This window comes from Bradyrhizobium sp. ma5 (genome assembly GCF_042258955.1).
GTDB lineage: Bacteria > Pseudomonadota > Alphaproteobacteria > Rhizobiales > Xanthobacteraceae > Bradyrhizobium.
Genome location: NZ_CP170156.1, coordinates 5,947,042 through 5,963,323, shown reverse-complemented (window position 1 = coordinate 5,963,323; position 16,282 = coordinate 5,947,042). Strand labels below are relative to the sequence as shown.

Annotated in this window: 14 protein-coding genes; 8 read left to right on the top strand and 6 right to left on the bottom strand. The window is 65.4% G+C overall.

Going from position 1 to position 16,282, the window contains the following annotated elements; translation table 11 throughout:
- Positions 1 to 5: 5 nt before the first annotated feature.
- Entirely contained in the window at positions 6 to 161 is a 156-nt protein-coding gene (locus ACE103_RS27970; protein ID WP_198964751.1) for a hypothetical protein, read from the bottom strand.
- 497 nt (positions 162 to 658) lie between these two features.
- On the opposite strand from ACE103_RS27970, the gene ACE103_RS27965 reads away from it, so the two are divergent.
- A complete protein-coding gene (locus ACE103_RS27965; RefSeq protein WP_375775675.1) occupies positions 659 to 2,362 on the top strand; it encodes an NAD-dependent malic enzyme in 1,704 nt (567 codons plus the stop codon).
- A 36-nt stretch (positions 2,363 to 2,398) separates the two neighbouring features.
- Here ACE103_RS27965 and ACE103_RS27960 read toward each other — a convergent pair whose 3' ends face one another.
- On the bottom strand, positions 2,399 to 2,821 hold the full coding sequence (locus ACE103_RS27960; RefSeq protein ID WP_375775674.1) for a hypothetical protein: 423 nt from the start codon (positions 2,819 to 2,821) through the stop codon (positions 2,399 to 2,401).
- A gap of 56 nt (positions 2,822 to 2,877) precedes the next feature.
- On the opposite strand from ACE103_RS27960, the gene ACE103_RS27955 reads away from it, so the two are divergent.
- Entirely contained in the window at positions 2,878 to 3,111 is a 234-nt protein-coding gene (locus ACE103_RS27955; protein WP_097674796.1) for a hypothetical protein, read from the top strand.
- 69 nt (positions 3,112 to 3,180) lie between these two features.
- Here ACE103_RS27955 and ACE103_RS27950 read toward each other — a convergent pair whose 3' ends face one another.
- Complete coding sequence (locus ACE103_RS27950; protein WP_375775673.1) at positions 3,181 to 3,882, bottom strand: fumarylacetoacetate hydrolase family protein; 702 nt, start codon at positions 3,880 to 3,882, stop codon at positions 3,181 to 3,183.
- Positions 3,883 to 4,029: 147 nt separating this feature from the next.
- Here ACE103_RS27950 and ACE103_RS27945 point away from each other — a divergent pair, with 147 nt between their 5' ends.
- Positions 4,030 to 5,214 (top strand): dipeptidase, encoded by a 1,185-nt coding sequence (locus ACE103_RS27945; protein ID WP_375775672.1) that lies wholly within the window; start codon positions 4,030 to 4,032, stop codon positions 5,212 to 5,214.
- Positions 5,215 to 5,227: 13 nt separating this feature from the next.
- Here ACE103_RS27945 and ACE103_RS27940 read toward each other — a convergent pair whose 3' ends face one another.
- Positions 5,228 to 7,039, bottom strand: coding sequence for an ABC transporter ATP-binding protein (locus ACE103_RS27940; RefSeq protein WP_375775671.1), 1,812 nt, complete (start codon positions 7,037 to 7,039; stop codon positions 5,228 to 5,230).
- Between the two features lie 108 nt (positions 7,040 to 7,147).
- Complete coding sequence (gene galE / locus ACE103_RS27935; protein WP_375775670.1) at positions 7,148 to 8,161, bottom strand: UDP-glucose 4-epimerase GalE; 1,014 nt, start codon at positions 8,159 to 8,161, stop codon at positions 7,148 to 7,150.
- Positions 8,162 to 8,298: 137 nt separating this feature from the next.
- On the opposite strand from galE, the gene ACE103_RS27930 reads away from it, so the two are divergent.
- The gene (locus tag ACE103_RS27930) at positions 8,299 to 9,339 is read left to right on the top strand and encodes a glycosyltransferase family 4 protein (protein ID WP_375781194.1); all 1,041 of its coding nucleotides are present in this window, start codon (positions 8,299 to 8,301) and stop codon (positions 9,337 to 9,339) included.
- Here ACE103_RS27930 and waaF read toward each other — a convergent pair.
- Positions 9,321 to 10,385 carry a lipopolysaccharide heptosyltransferase II gene (gene waaF / locus ACE103_RS27925; RefSeq protein ID WP_375775669.1) on the bottom strand — a complete coding sequence of 355 codons (1,065 nt, stop codon included), beginning with the start codon at positions 10,383 to 10,385 and terminating at the stop codon, positions 9,321 to 9,323. The genes ACE103_RS27930 and waaF overlap by 19 nt on opposite strands.
- A 135-nt stretch (positions 10,386 to 10,520) precedes the next feature.
- On the opposite strand from waaF, the gene rfaD reads away from it, so the two are divergent.
- The 4 genes from rfaD (at position 10,521) to ACE103_RS27905 (ending at position 16,278) form a co-directional block, all read left to right on the top strand.
- A complete protein-coding gene (rfaD, locus tag ACE103_RS27920; protein WP_375775668.1) occupies positions 10,521 to 11,501 on the top strand; it encodes an ADP-glyceromanno-heptose 6-epimerase in 981 nt (326 codons plus the stop codon).
- 18 nt (positions 11,502 to 11,519) lie between these two features.
- Positions 11,520 to 12,992: a D-glycero-beta-D-manno-heptose-7-phosphate kinase gene (gene rfaE1 / locus ACE103_RS27915; protein WP_375775667.1), complete on the top strand. Its 1,473-nt coding sequence runs from the start codon at positions 11,520 to 11,522 to the stop codon at positions 12,990 to 12,992.
- A gap of 8 nt (positions 12,993 to 13,000) precedes the next feature.
- Complete coding sequence (locus tag ACE103_RS27910) at positions 13,001 to 14,281, top strand: O-antigen ligase family protein (RefSeq protein ID WP_375775666.1); 1,281 nt, start codon at positions 13,001 to 13,003, stop codon at positions 14,279 to 14,281.
- An 83-nt stretch (positions 14,282 to 14,364) separates the two neighbouring features.
- Complete coding sequence (locus ACE103_RS27905) at positions 14,365 to 16,278, top strand: SDR family NAD(P)-dependent oxidoreductase (RefSeq protein WP_375775665.1); 1,914 nt, start codon at positions 14,365 to 14,367, stop codon at positions 16,276 to 16,278.
- Positions 16,279 to 16,282 lie beyond the last annotated feature (4 nt).

Below are 16,282 nucleotides of genomic sequence, written 5' to 3'. Positions count from 1 at the left end.
TGAAATCAGTCGCGTTCGAAGACCTTGGCGCCGGGGTAGACGCGCCTGGCGTATGCGACGACCCACTCGCGGTTCTGGGTTTCCAGGAACGGAGTCCGGATCGTGCACGACCCGACGATGAGGTGCCACAGGCCATTCAGCTTCTGAATGTTGACGATCATGTGAGTGTTCCTCGAGAACCCGCGTTCCAGTCGGCACTTGCTACGCGTGATAATCCTGCGATTCACGCCTCGGGGCAGTGATCCCGATCACAGATTTCGGATCGCAGTTCGCGCCGCTCAGAATTGCTATCGTTCGTCGCACCCCGGAGAGAAGTTGTGAGCTGCACATCCGTTGGAGTAGTCGCGAGTATAAAAGTCGCGCGCCATCGCTCAACTGTACGAGGGTAAGCACGGGGCATCACAAGGAGTCAGAGAGGCTATACCAAGGTATATTCTGTCCGGAGGTGCGGCGGGAGTGCGTTGCCTTGTGCGGGCGGACGCCGATGGCTCCTTAGCCAAAATTCGGCGGGGCTGCTCCGGTCTTCCACGGGGTCCATCTCGCCAGCCGCAAGGTCGGGCGCCGTTCAACTTTGTGCGGCGCGGGGCCTTCGCACTCCGATCCGTTACACGGGCGTGATAGGGTCTCATCAGGTATTTCGCATTGAGGGGGCCTTGTCATGTCCGAGACCACTGGAGCTTTTGCCACCACTGCGCTGAGCGGCTACGAGCTGTTGGCCGATCCGCAGTTCAACAAGGGCACGGCGTTCTCCGAGGCCGAGCGCGAGGCGTTCGACCTGCATGGCCTGCTGCCGCCCAATATCCTGACGCTGGACGAGCAGGTCTCGCGCCGCCTCGAGGCGTTGCGCGGCTACGAGACCGACATTGAGCGTTATGCCTTTCTGCGCGAATTGCAGGACACCAACGAGACGCTGTTCTACGCGCTCCTGGTCGGCAATCTGGAAGAGCTGCTGCCGATCGTCTACACGCCGACGGTCGGCGAGGGCTGCCAGAAATTCAGCCGGCTGTTTCGCAAGCCGCGCGGGCTGTTCCTCAGCATTCCGCACCAGCACCGGATCGACCGCATTTTCGCTCATCCGCGCTTCGATCATGTCGAGGCGATCGTGGTGACCGACGGCGAGCGCATCCTCGGCCTCGGCGATCAGGGTGCCGGCGGCATGGGCATCCCGATCGGCAAGCTTTCGCTCTATACCGGCTGCGGCGGCCTGCATCCGGCAACGACGCTGCCGATCCTGCTCGACGTCGGCACCGACAATCCGGACTGCCTGGCCGATCCGCTCTATATCGGCTGGCGCAACGAGCGCGTCCGCGGTCAGGCCTATGACGACTTCATCGAGGCGTTCGTCTCGGCGGTGGTGAAGCGCTGGCCGCGCGTCCTGCTGCAATGGGAAGACTTTGCCAAGAACAACGCGACGCGCATGCTCGAGCGCTATCGCGACCGCCTCCTGACCTTCAACGACGACATCCAGGGCACGGCGGCGGTCGCGACCGGCGCCTTGCTCTCGGCCATCAACGTCACCGGCGTGCCGCTGACCGAGCAGCGCGTCGCGGTGTTCGGCGCGGGCTCCGCCGGCTGCGGCATCGCCAGCCTGATCCGCGCTGCGATGGTCGATGCCGGCCTTTCCGAGAGCGAAGCGGCGAAACGCTTCTTCATGGTCGATCGCGATGGGCTGCTGCTCGAGGGCATGAGCGGGCTCGCGCCGTTCCAGCTTCCGTTCGTGCAGAGCAAGCAGGCGATCGCGGGCTGGCCGCTCAGCCATCCCGACAAGATCGCGCTGCTCGACGTCGTGCGCAACGCCAGGCCGACCGTGCTGATCGGCGTCTCCGGCCAGGCCGGCGCGTTTTCCGAGCCGATCGTCCGCGCGATGGCCGAGTGCAACCAGCGGCCGGTGATCTTTCCGCTGTCGAACCCGACCTCGCGCGAGGAAGCGACGCCTTCCGACATCGAAGCCTGGACCGAGGGACGGGCGCTGATCGGCGTCGGCAGCCCGTTCCCGCCGATCACGCGCGACGGCGCGCGGTTCAAGGTCGACCAGACCAACAACTCCTACATCTTCCCGGGCGTCGGCGTCGGCGCGCTCGCGGTCGGCGCCAGCCGGATCAGCGACGGGATGTTCATGGCGGCCGCCAAGGCGCTGGCCAGCGTCTCGCCGGCCCGCAACAACCCGAAGCACAATCTGCTGCCGCCGGTCAGCGCGCTGCGCGATGTGTCACTGACGGTGGCGCTGGCGGTCGCGCTGCAGGCGCACAAGGAAGGGCTCGCCAAGGATATTCCGATCGACCAGGTCGACGCGCGCATCCAGGCCAAGGTCTGGACGCCGCGCTACGTTCCGTATCGGCGCACGGGAGCCGGCGCTTCCTGATCGCGGATGCAGGTTGCATTTTGCGGTGCGTGTATCCTAGCAGCCGCGGCAAATGCCCTTGATCTTGCGGTCGACGATCGCGTCTTCCTGATCGATGATCTGCTGCGATGACGCCGCCGCTGCCGGAATGTCGGCGGCGCGCGGCTGCCGATGACCGACCGGCGCCAACCATGGCCGCGTCGCGGTTTCATTTGATGCAAATACACCGGGCTCCTGCACCGTCGCCTGTGCGAAGCAAGATGTCGCCATGGCTGCGGACAGGATTGCGGCCAGGCCAAGTGCTCTGCCAAGTCGTCGAAGATCGCTCATCAGAATCTCCATACCGTCATCGCCGCGTTTGTGCGCGGCCTTGATGAAATGGAGTGGCTCTCGCGTTCCGGTATTCCCCGGTCGATCTGATGTGATCAGGCGCTCGCGGTTCGGTGATCGCGCGTGATGAAATAATTCTTCGGAATCCACACTCATTGATCACAGGAGCCGAGCTTGTCGGCTTCATCCACGTGCGGAGAAACCCAATGACCAAATTGACCTTCGTGACGCTTGCCCTGGTTGCGGCAGCTGCGTATTCGGCTCAGGCGTCCGCGGCCAGCAACAATGCTGCGGTGCGGCGCGCTCATGCTTCGATGACGACGACAACGACGACACCGGTCAGCAGCAAGACGACCGATTGCGTGCGCGCGCCGAACGTCGGATCGTTCGCGACCGCTCCGTTCACCGAACCGCCCTGCATGCCCGGCACGATGCGCTGATCGCGCGCAGCAAAAAAGCCCCGGACCGAGGTCCGGGGCTCTTGGCTTGAGCTCAAGTCTTGAAGTCGGTTATTCCGGCTTGCCGATCGACACCTTCAGCGTACCGACGCCGTCGACGCCGCATTCGAGCTTGTCGCCGGGCTGCAGCTGCGACACGCCGGCGGGCGTGCCGGTCATGATGATGTCGCCGGCGGCGAGCTTCACCTGCTGCGAGAGCTGCCAGATGATTTCAGGCACGTTCCAGATCAGTTCGGTGAGGTCGCCCTTCTGCGCTTCCTTGCCGTTGACGGTGAGCCAGATCTTGCCCGCGGCCGGGTGGCCGATCTTCGAGGCCGGCTGGATCGCCGAGCAGGGCGCCGAATAGTCGAACGACTTGCCGATCTCCCAGGGCCGCTCCTTCTTGCGCGAGGCGATCTGCAGGTCGCGGCGGGTCAGGTCGATGCCGACGGCATAGCCGTAGACATGCTCGAGCGCCTTGTCGGCGGGAATGTTGAGCCCGCCGCTCTTCATCGCCACCACCAGCTCGACCTCGTGGTGCAGGTCCTTGGTCAGCGGCGGGTAAGGGATCGTCGCACCGTCCGGCACCAGCATGTCGGCATGCTTGCCGAAGAAGAACGGCGGCGCACGCTCGTCATTACCCATCTCCCTGATATGCTCGAGATAGTTGCGGCCGACGCACCAGATGCGGCGGACCGGATAGGTGCCGGATTCGCCGACGACGGGAAGCGAGGGCTGCGGGGGAAGCGGAATGACGGTGGAGGCGGCGTTCATGAACGGGTCCCGGAGGGTTGAAGGAGGGAGCGCGGGCCGTATTTACGCGGTTACGGCGCTGGGGGCTAGGGGCTGCGGCTGCACCCGGCGCAGAGGTGAGGCCAGCTTTCCGCCGAGCGCGGCCGGCCTTGGCCGGCGAGAGCGGTGATGCCGATGCGCAGATGGCTTTCGGTCGGCCTGGCGCTGGTTGTCGCGGTCCTGTTCGCTTCCGCTGTTCGCTTCTTTGTGGTGACCCCGGAACGGATCGACCGGGGCCAGAACAACGTCCAGCGCGTGGCGCTGGAGATCACGCCGGCCGCGCAGGCCTTGCAGGCGACGCTCGATGTGGCGGACATGCACGCGGACAGCCTGTTGTGGAAGCGCGACCTGATCGCGCGATCCGATCGCGGCCATATCGACCTGCCGCGGCTGATCGAGGGCCGCTATGCGCTGCAGGTGTTCTCGTCGGTCACCAAGTCGCCCAAGGGCCAGAACTATGATGCCAACGCCGGCGACACCGACACGATCACGAACCTAGCCATCATCGATCTGCAGCCGGTGCGGACATGGTTCTCGTTGCTGCAGCGCTCGCTATGGCATGCCGAGAAACTGCGCAGCTTCGCCGACAAGTCCACTGGGCGGCTTCGCGTGATTACGACACCGGCCGACATCGATCGCCTGCTGGCGGATCGCAAGAACGGCACGACGGTGGTCGGCGGAATGCTGTCAATCGAGGGCCTGCAGGATCTCGAGGGCAACATCGACAATCTCGACGTGCTCTACGCCGCCGGATTCAGGATGGCCGGTCTCGCGCACTTCTTCGACAACGATGTCGCCGGCTCGATGCACGGTGTGGCAAAGGGCGGACTGACGCCGCTCGGCCACCAGGTGGTGCAGCGGATGGAGACGAAGGGAATGGTCGTCGATCTCGCCCATGCGAGCCACGCGGCGGTCGCCGACGTGCTGGCGATAGCGACGCGACCGGTGGTCTCGAGCCATGGCGGCGTTCAGGCGACCTGTAAGGTCAACCGCAATCTCACCGATGATGAGGTCAGGGGTGTCGCGCGGACCGGCGGCGTGGTCGGCATCGGCTTCTGGCAGGGTGCCGTCTGTTCGCTCGATCCAAAGAATGTGGCGCGGGCGATTGCCCATGTCCGCGACCTGGTCGGGATCGACCATGTCGGCCTCGGCTCGGATTTCGACGGCTCGACCACCACGGGATTCGATGCGAGCGGGATTGCCGCCGTGACCCAGGCGCTGATGTCGAGCGGGTTCTCCGAGGATGACATCCGCAAGGTCATGGGCGGCAATGTCCTGCGCGTGCTGCGCGCAGGCATTGCGGCCAAGGAATGAAAAGCAATGAGCCCTAGCCGGTGGCGCTGATCGGCGCCAATGCCAGCGGCGACGGGTCGTGGTGATGCTGCAGGCGGAAGAACGAGGCGTAGCGGCCGCCGCGGCGCAGCAGCTCCTCGTGACGTCCGCGCTCGACGATCGTGCCGCCCTCGACCACCAGGATCGCATCGGCGTGCATGATGGTGTGCAGGCGGTGCGCGATCACGATCGTGGTGCGGCCCTGGCAGAGATGCTCGATCGCCTCCTGCACCTGTTTCTCGGACTCCGAGTCGAGTGCGGCGGTGGCCTCGTCGAGCAGGATGATCGGCGCGTTCTTGATCAGCGCGCGCGCGACCGCGATGCGCTGGCGCTGTCCGCCGGACAGTTGCGCGCCGTGCTCGCCGACCGGCGTGTCGTAGCCCAGCGGGAAGCTCATGATGAAGTCGTGCGCGCAGGCGGCCTTGGCGGCGTCGACGATCTCGGCCTCGGTGGCGCCTGGCTTGCCGAAGGCGATGTTGGCGCGGATGGTGTCGCGGAACAGGTAGACATCCTGGCCGACATAGGCGGTCTGCCGGCGCAGCGACTTGCGCGAGACCGACAGGATCGACTGTCCGTCGATCAGGATGTCGCCCTCGCGCGTCTCGTAGAAGCGCAGCAGCAAAGCGAGCACCGTCGATTTGCCGCCGCCGGACGGACCGACCAGTGCGGTGACCTTGCCGGGCTCGGCCATGAAGCTCATGCGGCTCAGCACCGGCTCACCGGGGCGATAGGCAAAGCTGACGTCGCGCAGTTCGATCCGCGCATCGGAGAGTTTGAGCGCCGGCTTGTCGTCGTCGGCCTGCTCGCTTGCGGGACTGTCGACGACCTCGAGCAGCATCCGCGCGCCGACCAACTGGCTGTTGAGGTCGATGTTGAGCCGCGCCAGGCGCTTGGCCGGCTCGGTCGCCATCAGGAAGGCGGTCAGGAAGGTGAAGAACTGGCCCGGCGTGGAGCCGAGCGCCACAACGCTGTAGCCGCCATACATCAGGCAGCCGGCGACCGCGAAGCCGCCGAGCATTTCCATCAGCGGATTGGAGCGGTTGGCGACATGCGCCATCTTGTTGGCGTTACGCTCGACGATCGCGATGTTCTCGTCGATCCGCTGCTGCATGGCGCCTTCCAGCGTGAACGCCTTCACGGTGCGGATCCCCTGCAGCGATTCCTGCATCGTCTCCATGATGTCGGCGGTGCCGGTGAACTGGTTGTAGGCGAGGCCCTTGATCCGCTTCACCAGCTTGCGCAGCACCAGCATCGCCGGCGGCACGGCGACCAGCCCGATGAACGACATCAGCGGGTCCTGCCACACCATGACGGCGACCATGCTGATCAGCATCAGGAAGTCGCGGCCGATCGCATTGACCAGCATGTTGAGCACGTCGGTGATCGACTTGGCGCCGGCGGTGAGCCGCGCCAGGAATTCCGACGAGTGCCGCTGCGAGAAGAAGCCGATGCTTTCGCTCATCAGCTTGGCGAACAATTGCCGCTGGTTCCGCGCCAGGATGGCGTTGCTGATCTTGGACAGGATCACCATGTGGCCGTAGGTCGCCACGCCCTTGATGAACAGCAGCACAACCGTGACGCCGGCAAACATCGCGATGCCGGGGATGTTCTTGTCGACATAGGCCTGGTTGATCACCTGGCCGAGCACGTAAGTGGCGCCGGCCGTCGAGCCGGCCGCAACGGCCATCAGGGCGAACGCCGTCAGATAGCGTCGCCAGTAGGTGATCCCCTGTTCCGTGACCAGGCGGCGAATCAGGATCGCCGCGCCATAGGGATCGTCGGTAATTTTCTTTGGAAACTGAGCCATCCGCGTTCCATTGACGGCGGGCAGCGCCGGCCATCAGGGTTGCGGACCTCCTTGCCCGCTTGGCGGGGCTTTTTCAAGCATAATAACAGCGTGATAACGGCTTGATTTTTAGGCCGATTCTGCCTGTCGCGCGGAGCCTCCGCGGTCCCGGAACAGCTTCTCCTCCCAAGCCAGCGCATGGCTCGCGATGGTCTCGAGATCGTCATACCGAGGCGTCCAGTCGAGCAGCGAGCGGATCCGGGTCGTATCGGCCACCATGGTCATGATGTCGCCGGGCCGGCGTGCGGCATAGGCGACCGCGAAATTGCGCATCGAGACCCGGCGCACCGCCTCGATCGTCTCGAGCACGGAATAGCCGCGGCCGTAACCGCAGTTCATCGTCACCGATTGCCCGCCGCCGCGCAGATAGGACAGCGCCGAGCGATGCGCCTCGACGAGGTCGCTGACATGGATGAAGTCGCGCACGCAGCTGCCGTCCTGGGTCGGATAGTCGGTGCCGAACACGTCGATCTTGGCGCGCTGGCCGGTCGCGGCCTCGACCGCGATCTTGAGCAGATGGGTAGCGCCGATGGTGGCAAGACCGACGCGGCCCTTCGGGTCGGCGCCGGCGACATTGAAATAGCGCAGCACGACGTAGCTCATGCCGTGGGCGGAGGCGACATCGTGCAGCATGATCTCGGTCATCAGCTTCGACGAGCCGTAGGGCGACAGCGGACGGGTCGGCGCGATCTCCGGCACCGGCACCTGGTCGGGATTGCCGTAGACGGCCGCGGTCGAGGAGAAGATGAAGCGGTTGACGCCGCCCTTCACCGCCGCGTTGAGCAGGCTGCGCGTCGTCATGGTGTTGTTGCGGTAGTAACCGAGCGGATCGCGCATCGAATCCGGCACCACGACAGAACCTGCGAAATGGATGATGCTGTCGATACCGTGCTGTGCGATCACGCCCTCGACGAGGTTCTCGTCGCCGGCATCGCCGATGAACAGCGGAACACCTTCGGGCAGGAACGCGGAGAAGCCGGTGGAAAGATTGTCGACGACGACGACGCTCTCGCCGGCATCGACCAGCGCATGAACCATGTGACTTCCGATATAGCCGGCACCGCCGGTCACAAGCACGGTCATGGATAGAGCTCTCCCGATATCTTTAACCGACGATGCTAGCGGGAGTGCGGTGAAGAGGGGGTTTCGCGGCGGCCGAACTGGCCACTATGCTTAATGTTGCGTATAGGAACTGGCACGAAACGGAGACTTGCGTGCCGATCGAGAACACACCTGCCGGCGAGCTCGTGCTCATCGTGCCCAATCTGCACCGACGCTATTCGGGTGTCACCGCGACCAATCGCATGGTCGCGCCGAAGCTTGCCAAGATGTTTCGCGCAGGCTGGCTCGGCTCGCATCGGCCGGACGGCATCGACGCGATCGGATTTGTCGATCTGATGCGGCTGTGGCGGCGCGCCCGGCCTGTGATCTGGCACTCGCGACGCAATAACGAGATGATTGTCGGGCTCGCGCTGCGCGCGCTCGGCTGGCCGCTGAAGCTGCTGTTCACGTCAGCCGCGCAGCGCCATCACACCTGGCTGACGCGCTGGCTGATCCGCCACCAGGATGCGATCATCGCCACCAGTCCGCTGTCGGCCTCCTATCTGAAACGCGACGCCACCGTGGTGATGCACGGCGTCGATACCATCAGTTATGCGCCGCCGGCTGACCGCTCCAGTGCCTTCGCCGAAAGCGGCCTACCCGGGCGCTATGCGATCGGCTGCTTCGGGCGGGTGCGCGCGCAGAAGGGCAGCGACGTGTTCGTCGAGGCGATGTGCAGGCTGCTGCCGCGCTATCCCGAATTCACTGCGGTGATCGTCGGCGCGGTGGTGCCGGAGCAACTGGCCTTTGCCAATGAGCTGAAGCGGAAGATCGAGGCCGCCGGCCTGCAATCGCGCATCATCATCACCGGCGAGCTGCCGATCGAGGATGTCGTGCGCTGGTATCAGCGGCTGACGATCTACGCGTTCACCTCGCGCAACGAAGGTTTCGGCCTGACCTTGATCGAGGCGATGTCGGCAGGCGCGGCGCTGGTGGCCGCGCGCGCGGGCGCCGCCGAGTTCGTGGTCGAAGACGGCGCGACCGGCGTGCTGACGCCTGCAGGTGATGCCGACGCGCTGGCGGCCGCGCTCGAGCCGTTGATGCGCGATCCGGCGTCGGCCGCGGCAATGGGGGCGCGGGCGCGCCAACGAGTTGTGGATAAGTTCAGCCTCGATGCGGAGGCGAACGCGATCGCCGCGGTCTATCGCACGCTGATCTGAGCCAGCACGCGCTCGGCGATCCCGACGACCTCTTCGGGGGCGATGTCGCGCATGCAGCGATGGTCGTTCATGGTGCAGACCGTGCGCTGGCACGGCTGGCATGGCAGCTTGCTCCTGGTCTGCTGCACCGTGGCGGCGAGGCCGTTGAGGGGCGCCCAGAGATAGGGATCGGTCGGGCCGAAGATGCCCATCGTCGGCGTGCCGATCGCGGCTGCGATGTGCATCAGCCCGGAGTCGTTGGTAATGGCGACGCTGGCCGCGGCCATCGCCAGCGCGCCGTTGCGTAGGTCGGTGCCGGTGAGATCGCGGACCCGCGCGCCGGCGGCGGCGGCGATCTCCTGCGCCAGCGCCTTCTCGCCGGGGCCGCCGACCACCCAAACGTCGAAGCCGTGTTCGACGAACAGCCGCGCGGCTTCCGGATAATAGGTCCAACGCTTCGAGACGCCGACCGAGCCGGGTCCGAGTGCGATGGCCGGACCGGTGCCGAGGCCGTTGGCCTGCCGCCATCGGTTGACCTCGTCGGTGGGAACTCGCAGCTGCGGCACCGGCCATTCGGGCGGCCGAGCAGTGCCATCAGGCAGCGCCAGGATGGCGTTCTTGTCGATGAAGCGCGGCTGCTTCTTTTCGCCCCATCGCATGGCGTTGATCAGGCCGAACCGCGCTTCGCCGAAGAAGCCGACCCGCTCCGGGATGCCCGCCAGGGCCGGCGCGATGGCAGCCTTCCAGGTGCGCGGCAGCACCAGCGCGGTGGCGTAGTTCCGCTTCCGAAACTCGGCCGCCAGCGCCCGCTGCCGGGCCAGCGCCAGCCGGCTGCGCGGCAGGTCAAACACGACGGCGGCGCGGACGCCGGGCATATAATCGACCAGCGGGGCGCAAAGCCTAGATGTCAGGAGGTCGACCGGCCTGTTGGGCCAGCGCTTGCGGAGCACCCTGACCACGGTGTGGCCGCGCACGAAATCGCCGATCCAAACATAGGGCACGATGAGGATCGGTCTGGTATCCTCGGTATCCTGTGTTTCGATGTCAGATATTGAATCAATATTCATTTCTAAACGGGCCAAAGCCGGATCGGTGCGGCCAAGTCGGTAACCGGTTCGCGATGTGAGGTAAAGCCGTCGTTGCCTGCGGCGCAGGAGTGGGGCAAAGCTGGCGGCTGCAAAGGAATCTGGCGGGATTTCATCATGTTTCTGGTAACCGGGGGCGCCGGTTTTATCGGATCGAACGTCGTGGCCGCGTTGAATGACGCCGGGCGCAGCGACGTGACGGTCTGCGACTTTCTTGGGGACGACGGCAAGTGGCGGAACCTGGCCAAGCGCCAGCTCGCCGATTTCGTGCCGCCGGCCGAGTTGATGGCTTGGCTGCAGGGCCGGCGGCTGGATGCCGTCCTCCATCTTGGTGCGATCTCGGCGACCACCGCGACCGACGGCGATCTGGTGATCGAGACCAATTTCCGTCTCTCGATGCGGCTGCTCGACTGGTGTACCGCGAGCGGAACCCCGCTGATCTATGCCTCGTCGGCCGCGACCTATGGCGACGGCGACCAGGGTTTTGACGACGACGGTTCCGTTGAGGCGTTGAAGCGGCTGCGGCCGATGAACCTGTATGGCTGGAGCAAGAACCTGTTCGATCTCGCCGTCGCCGAGCGCGCGGCGAGAGGCGAGCCTCTGCCGCCGCAATGGGCAGGGCTGAAATTCTTCAACGTGTTCGGCCCCAACGAATATCACAAGGGCACGATGATGAGCGTGCTGGCGCGCCGCTTCGACGACATCAAAGCGGGCCGCGTCGTGCAGCTGTTCAAGTCGCATCGCGAGGGCATCGCCGATGGCGATCAGCGCCGCGACTTCATCTATGTCGACGACGTCGTGCGGGTGATGATGTGGCTGGTCGCGACGCCGCGGGTCTCCGGCCTGTTCAATGTCGGCACCGGCAAGGCGCGCAGCTTCAAGGATCTGATCGTCTCGGCCTATGGCGCGCTCGGCCAGCAGCCGAACATCCAGTATGTCGACATGCCGGAGCAGATTCGCGGCAGTTACCAATATTTCACCCAGAGCGTCGTCGATCGTCTCGGGCGCGCCGGATACAATGGCGGTTTTACGCAGTTGGAAGACGCGGTCGGGGCCTATGTGAACGGCTTTCTCGATTGCGCGGATCGCTATCGCTAGAGCGGATGACGGTGACTGATGTTCGATTTTGAAGCGATCTCGCGTGCAATGTCCGGCCAGACCGTGCTCTGCGTCGGCGACCTCATGCTCGACGAGTTCGTGTATGGCGAGGTGTCGCGGATCTCGCCGGAGGCGCCGGCGCCGGTGATCGCGGTCAGGCGCAGCGAGATCAATATCGGCGGCGCCGGCAACGTTGCACGTAATATCGCCGCGCTCGGCGGCCGCTGCATCTTCGTCGGCCTGATCGGCGAGGATGCCGCCGGGACGGTGTTGACCGAGGCGCTGGCGAAAGAGGCGGGGATCGAGACCGTGCTGGTGCGCGACGCCGCGCGCCCGACCACGCGCAAGGTGCGCTTCGTCTCCGAACAGTTCTCGACCCACATGCTGCGCTCCGATTGGGAGCTGGCCGCGCCGGCCGCGCCCGCCATCGAGCAGCAGCTGATCGACGCGATCCTGCCGCACCTTGCGCGCGCCGACATCGTGCTGCTGTCCGACTATGCCAAGGGCGTGCTGACCGCGCGCGTGATCCGCAATGTGATCGACGCCGCGCGCCAGGCGGGCAAGCGCGTGATCGTCGATCCGAAGAGCGCCAATCTCGCGATCTATCGCGGCGCGACCGTCTTGACGCCGAACCGCAAGGAATTCGCCGAGGCGACCCGTAGCCGCGCCGACAGCCAGGACAGCATCGCGCAGGCCGCGCCCGATGCGATGGTCCTCGCCGATTGCGAGGCGATGCTGGTGACACAGGGCGAGCGCGGCATGACGCTGGTGACGCGGACAGGGGAGTCGATCCATGTGCCGGCGCTGCCGGTCAAGGTGCGCGACGTCTCCGGGGCCGGCGATACCGTTGCTGCCGCACTGGCGCTGGCGCTGGCGGGTGGTGCCGACTGGGACGGCGCGCTGCGGATCGCGAGTGCCGCAGCCGCGGTTGCGGTCGGCAAGACCGGTACCGCGATCGTCAGGTCCGCCGAGTTGCGGCGAAGGATCCTGCCGCACGCTACGTTGGCCGCCGAGGACAAGATCGTCCCGGCCGGCGGCGATGTCGACGCGTCTCTCGAGGAATGGCGCAGGCAGGATCTGCGGATCGGCTTTACCAATGGCTGTTTCGACATCCTGCATCCCGGCCACGTCAAGGTGCTGACCGCCGCGCGCAGCGCCTGTGACCGCCTGATCGTCGGATTGAACAGCGACGCCTCGGTGAAGCGACTGAAGGGCGAAGGGCGTCCAGTGCAGAACGAGCGCGCCCGGGCCGAGGTGCTGGCGGCGCTGGAAGCCGTCGACCTCGTCGCAATCTTCGAGGAGGACACGCCGATCAATTTGATCACGAAGGTGCGGCCGAGCGTGCTGGTCAAGGGCGGCGACTACACCCGCGAGCAGGTGGTCGGCCACGAGATCGTCGAGGCCGCCGGCGGCGAGGTGGTGCTGGTCGAGATCCTGCAGGGCCACAGCACGACGTCGCTGGTTGCGCGGGCCCGCGAGGGCAATGCGTGAGCGCGAGCATGGCATCGCCGGCAGGCGCCGCGGCGTGCCCGGCCTGGCGCGATCCGGCGCGCTGGCAGACCACGACCGATGTGGTCGCGGTCCTGATTGCGGTGTCGCTGCCGTGGTCGACCTCGCTGGTCGGCATCTTCGGCGTGATGCTGCTGATCTCGATTGCGCCGACCGTCGACCTGCGGGCGTTCTGGACGCTGCTGAAGCGGCCGATCTGCGTGGCGCCGATCGCGTTGTTTTGCCTCGCGCTCACCGGCACGCTTTGGTCGGACGCCGCCTGGGGCGCGAGATTGTACGCGGTCGGGCCGACCGCAAAGCTCCTGGTGCTTCCTGTCCTGCTCTATCACTTCCAGCGCTCGAGCCGCGGGACATGGGTGTTCGTGGCCTTCCTCGTCTCCTGCACGCTGCTGATGCTGATGTCGTGGCTGGTGCTTGCCTATCCCCACCTCGCGCTGCGGGCGCCGGCCCCCGGCGAGCAGGGCGTCTTCGTCAAGAACTATATCGACCAGAGCCAGGAATTCACGCTGTGTGCGGTCGCGCTGGCCTATCCGATCGTGATGCTGTTGCGGGCCAATCGCGTCCTGCCGGCCGTGCTGCTGGTCGGGATCGCGCTCAGCCTACTTGCCAACATGGCGTTCGTGGTGGTGTCGCGGACCGCGCTGGTGACCATTCCGATCATGTTCGCGGTGTTTGCGCTGCTGCATTTGCGCTGGCGCAGCATCGCCCTGATCCTGTGTGCTGCCGGCGCGTTGTCCGTTGCGGCGTGGTATGCATCGCCACAACTGCGCGCGACGGCCGATTCATTCCAGCGCGATTACAAGCTCTACATGGAGCGCAACGAGCCGACGTCGCTTGGTCTGCGGCTCGAATTCTGGCGCAAGTCGCTCGGCTTCTTTGCCGAGGCTCCGGTCATCGGCCACGGCACCGGCTCGACGCGGGGCCTGTTCGAGCGCGTCGCGGCCGGCGGCGTGAACCAGGCTTCCGGCGAAGTGATCGGAAACCCCCACAATCAAACGTTGAACGTCGCCGTGCAGTGGGGCATTGTGGGTGTAGCGATACTGTACGCGATGTGGCTGCTGCACCTGTTGCTGTTCCGCGGCGACGGTCTCGTCAACTGGATCGGGCTTCTCGTCGTGGTACAGAATATTTCAAGTTCGTTGTTTAATTCACACATCTTCGACTTTCATGAAGGCTGGATGTACGTGCTGGGCGTCGGGGTTGCGGGCGGCATGGCGTTGAAGGGGCGATTGGGGACGGATATGGAACCCGAGCCTCCGATCCGTCCATGATCGCTGGCAAGGGCTCCGCAGATACGCTACAGCCTGCCCATGTCCCGTCGCCAACTCCCAGTTGCCAGTAACCCGTCCGTTAGATGACGCGCCTTTCACAATTCACCTCGCGCAACTTCCTGATCCTGGCACATGACGCGCTGGCGACGACGTTCGCGTTGCTGGCGAGCTTTTATCTGCGCTTCGAGGGCAGCCTGCTGACCGATCGGCTGCCGCATTTGCTGCGCATTCTGCCCTGGTTCGTGCTGTTCAGCATCGTGGTCAGCTATTTCTCCAATCTGACCACGGCGAAATGGCGCTTCACCTCGCTGCCGGACGCGATGAACATCCTGCGGGTCGCCGCGGTGCTGACGCTGGCACTGGTCGTGGTGGACTATGTCTACTTCTTCACCGGGGCGAATTCACCTAGTCCGGTGTTCCTCGGCCGGGTCACGATCATCCTGTTCTTTTTCCTCGAGGTGTTCGCGCTGAGCGCGCTGCGCCTCGGCTATCGCTACTTCCGCTATTCACGCACGCGTCTTCATGCCCGATCCGACGATGCCGCGTCGGCGCTGCTGGTCGGACGCACGGCCGACGCCGAAGTCGTGCTGCGCGGCATCGAGAACGGCGCCATCAAGCGGCTCTGGCCGGTCGGCGTGCTCTCGCCGTCGGCCGCGGACCGCGGCCAGATGATCCGCAACATTCCCGTGGTCGGCGGCGTCGACGATATCGAAGCCGTGATTCGGGATTTCGAGAGCCGCCAGCGGCCGATCAAGCGCGTGGTCATGATGCCCTCAGCCTTCGAGCCGGATGCGCATCCGGAAAGTGTGCTGATGCGCGCCAAGCGGCTCGGTCTGATGGTCAGCCGCCTGCCGTCGCTGGAGGGTGGCGATACGCCACGGCTCACCAATGTCGCGGTCGAAGACCTGCTGCTGCGCCCGAGCCAGAAGATCGACTACGCGCGGCTCGAGACGCTGGTGAAGGGCAAGTCCGTCATCGTGACCGGCGGCGGCGGCTCGATCGGCGCGGAGATCTGCGAGAGGGTCGCGACCTTCGGCGCGGCGCGCCTCTTGGTCGTCGAGAACTCGGAGCCGGCGCTTTATGCGGTCACCGAGGCGCTGTCCGCACGCGACATCGGCCCCGAGATCGAGGGCCGGATCGCGGACATCAGGGATCGCGAGCGCATCACGCGCCTGATGAGTGAGTTCAAGCCCGACATCGTGTTCCATGCCGCGGCGCTCAAGCATGTGCCGATCCTGGAGCGCGACTGGAGCGAAGGGGTCAAGACCAACATCTTCGGGTCCGTCAACGTCGCCGACGCGGCGCGTGCGGCGGGCGCGAGCGCCATGGTGATGATCTCGACCGACAAGGCGATCGAGCCGGTGTCGATGCTGGGCCTGACCAAGCGGTTCGCCGAGATGTATTGTCAGGCGATGGATCATGATCTGATGGCCGAGGCCAAGGGCAGGTCGCACATGCGGCTGATCTCGGTGCGGTTCGGCAACGTGCTGGCGTCCAACGGATCCGTGGTGCCGAAATTCAAGGCCCAGATCGAGGCCGGCGGACCGATCACGGTGACCCATCCGGACATGGTCCGTTATTTCATGACGATCCGCGAAGCCTGCGATCTCGTGATCACCGCCGCAACGCACGCCATGACGCCGGCACGGCCCGACGTCTCGGTCTATGTGCTGAACATGGGGCAGCCGGTGAAGATCGTCGATCTCGCCGAGCGGATGATCCGCCTGTCGGGCCTGCAACCGGGCGTCGACGTCGAGATCGTGTTCAGCGGCATCCGTCCCGGCGAGCGGCTGAACGAGATCCTGTTCGCAAGCCAGGAGCCGACGCTCGAAATCGGCGTTGCCGGCGTGATGGCCGCCAAGCCGAACCAGCCTCCGATGTCGACGTTGCGCAAGTGGCTCGCGGCGCTGGAAGATGCGATCGAGAGAGACGACCGCGTGACCATCCGTGCCGTCCTTCAGGACGCCGTGCCCGAGTTCGGATCGAATGCCGCCTGACCGC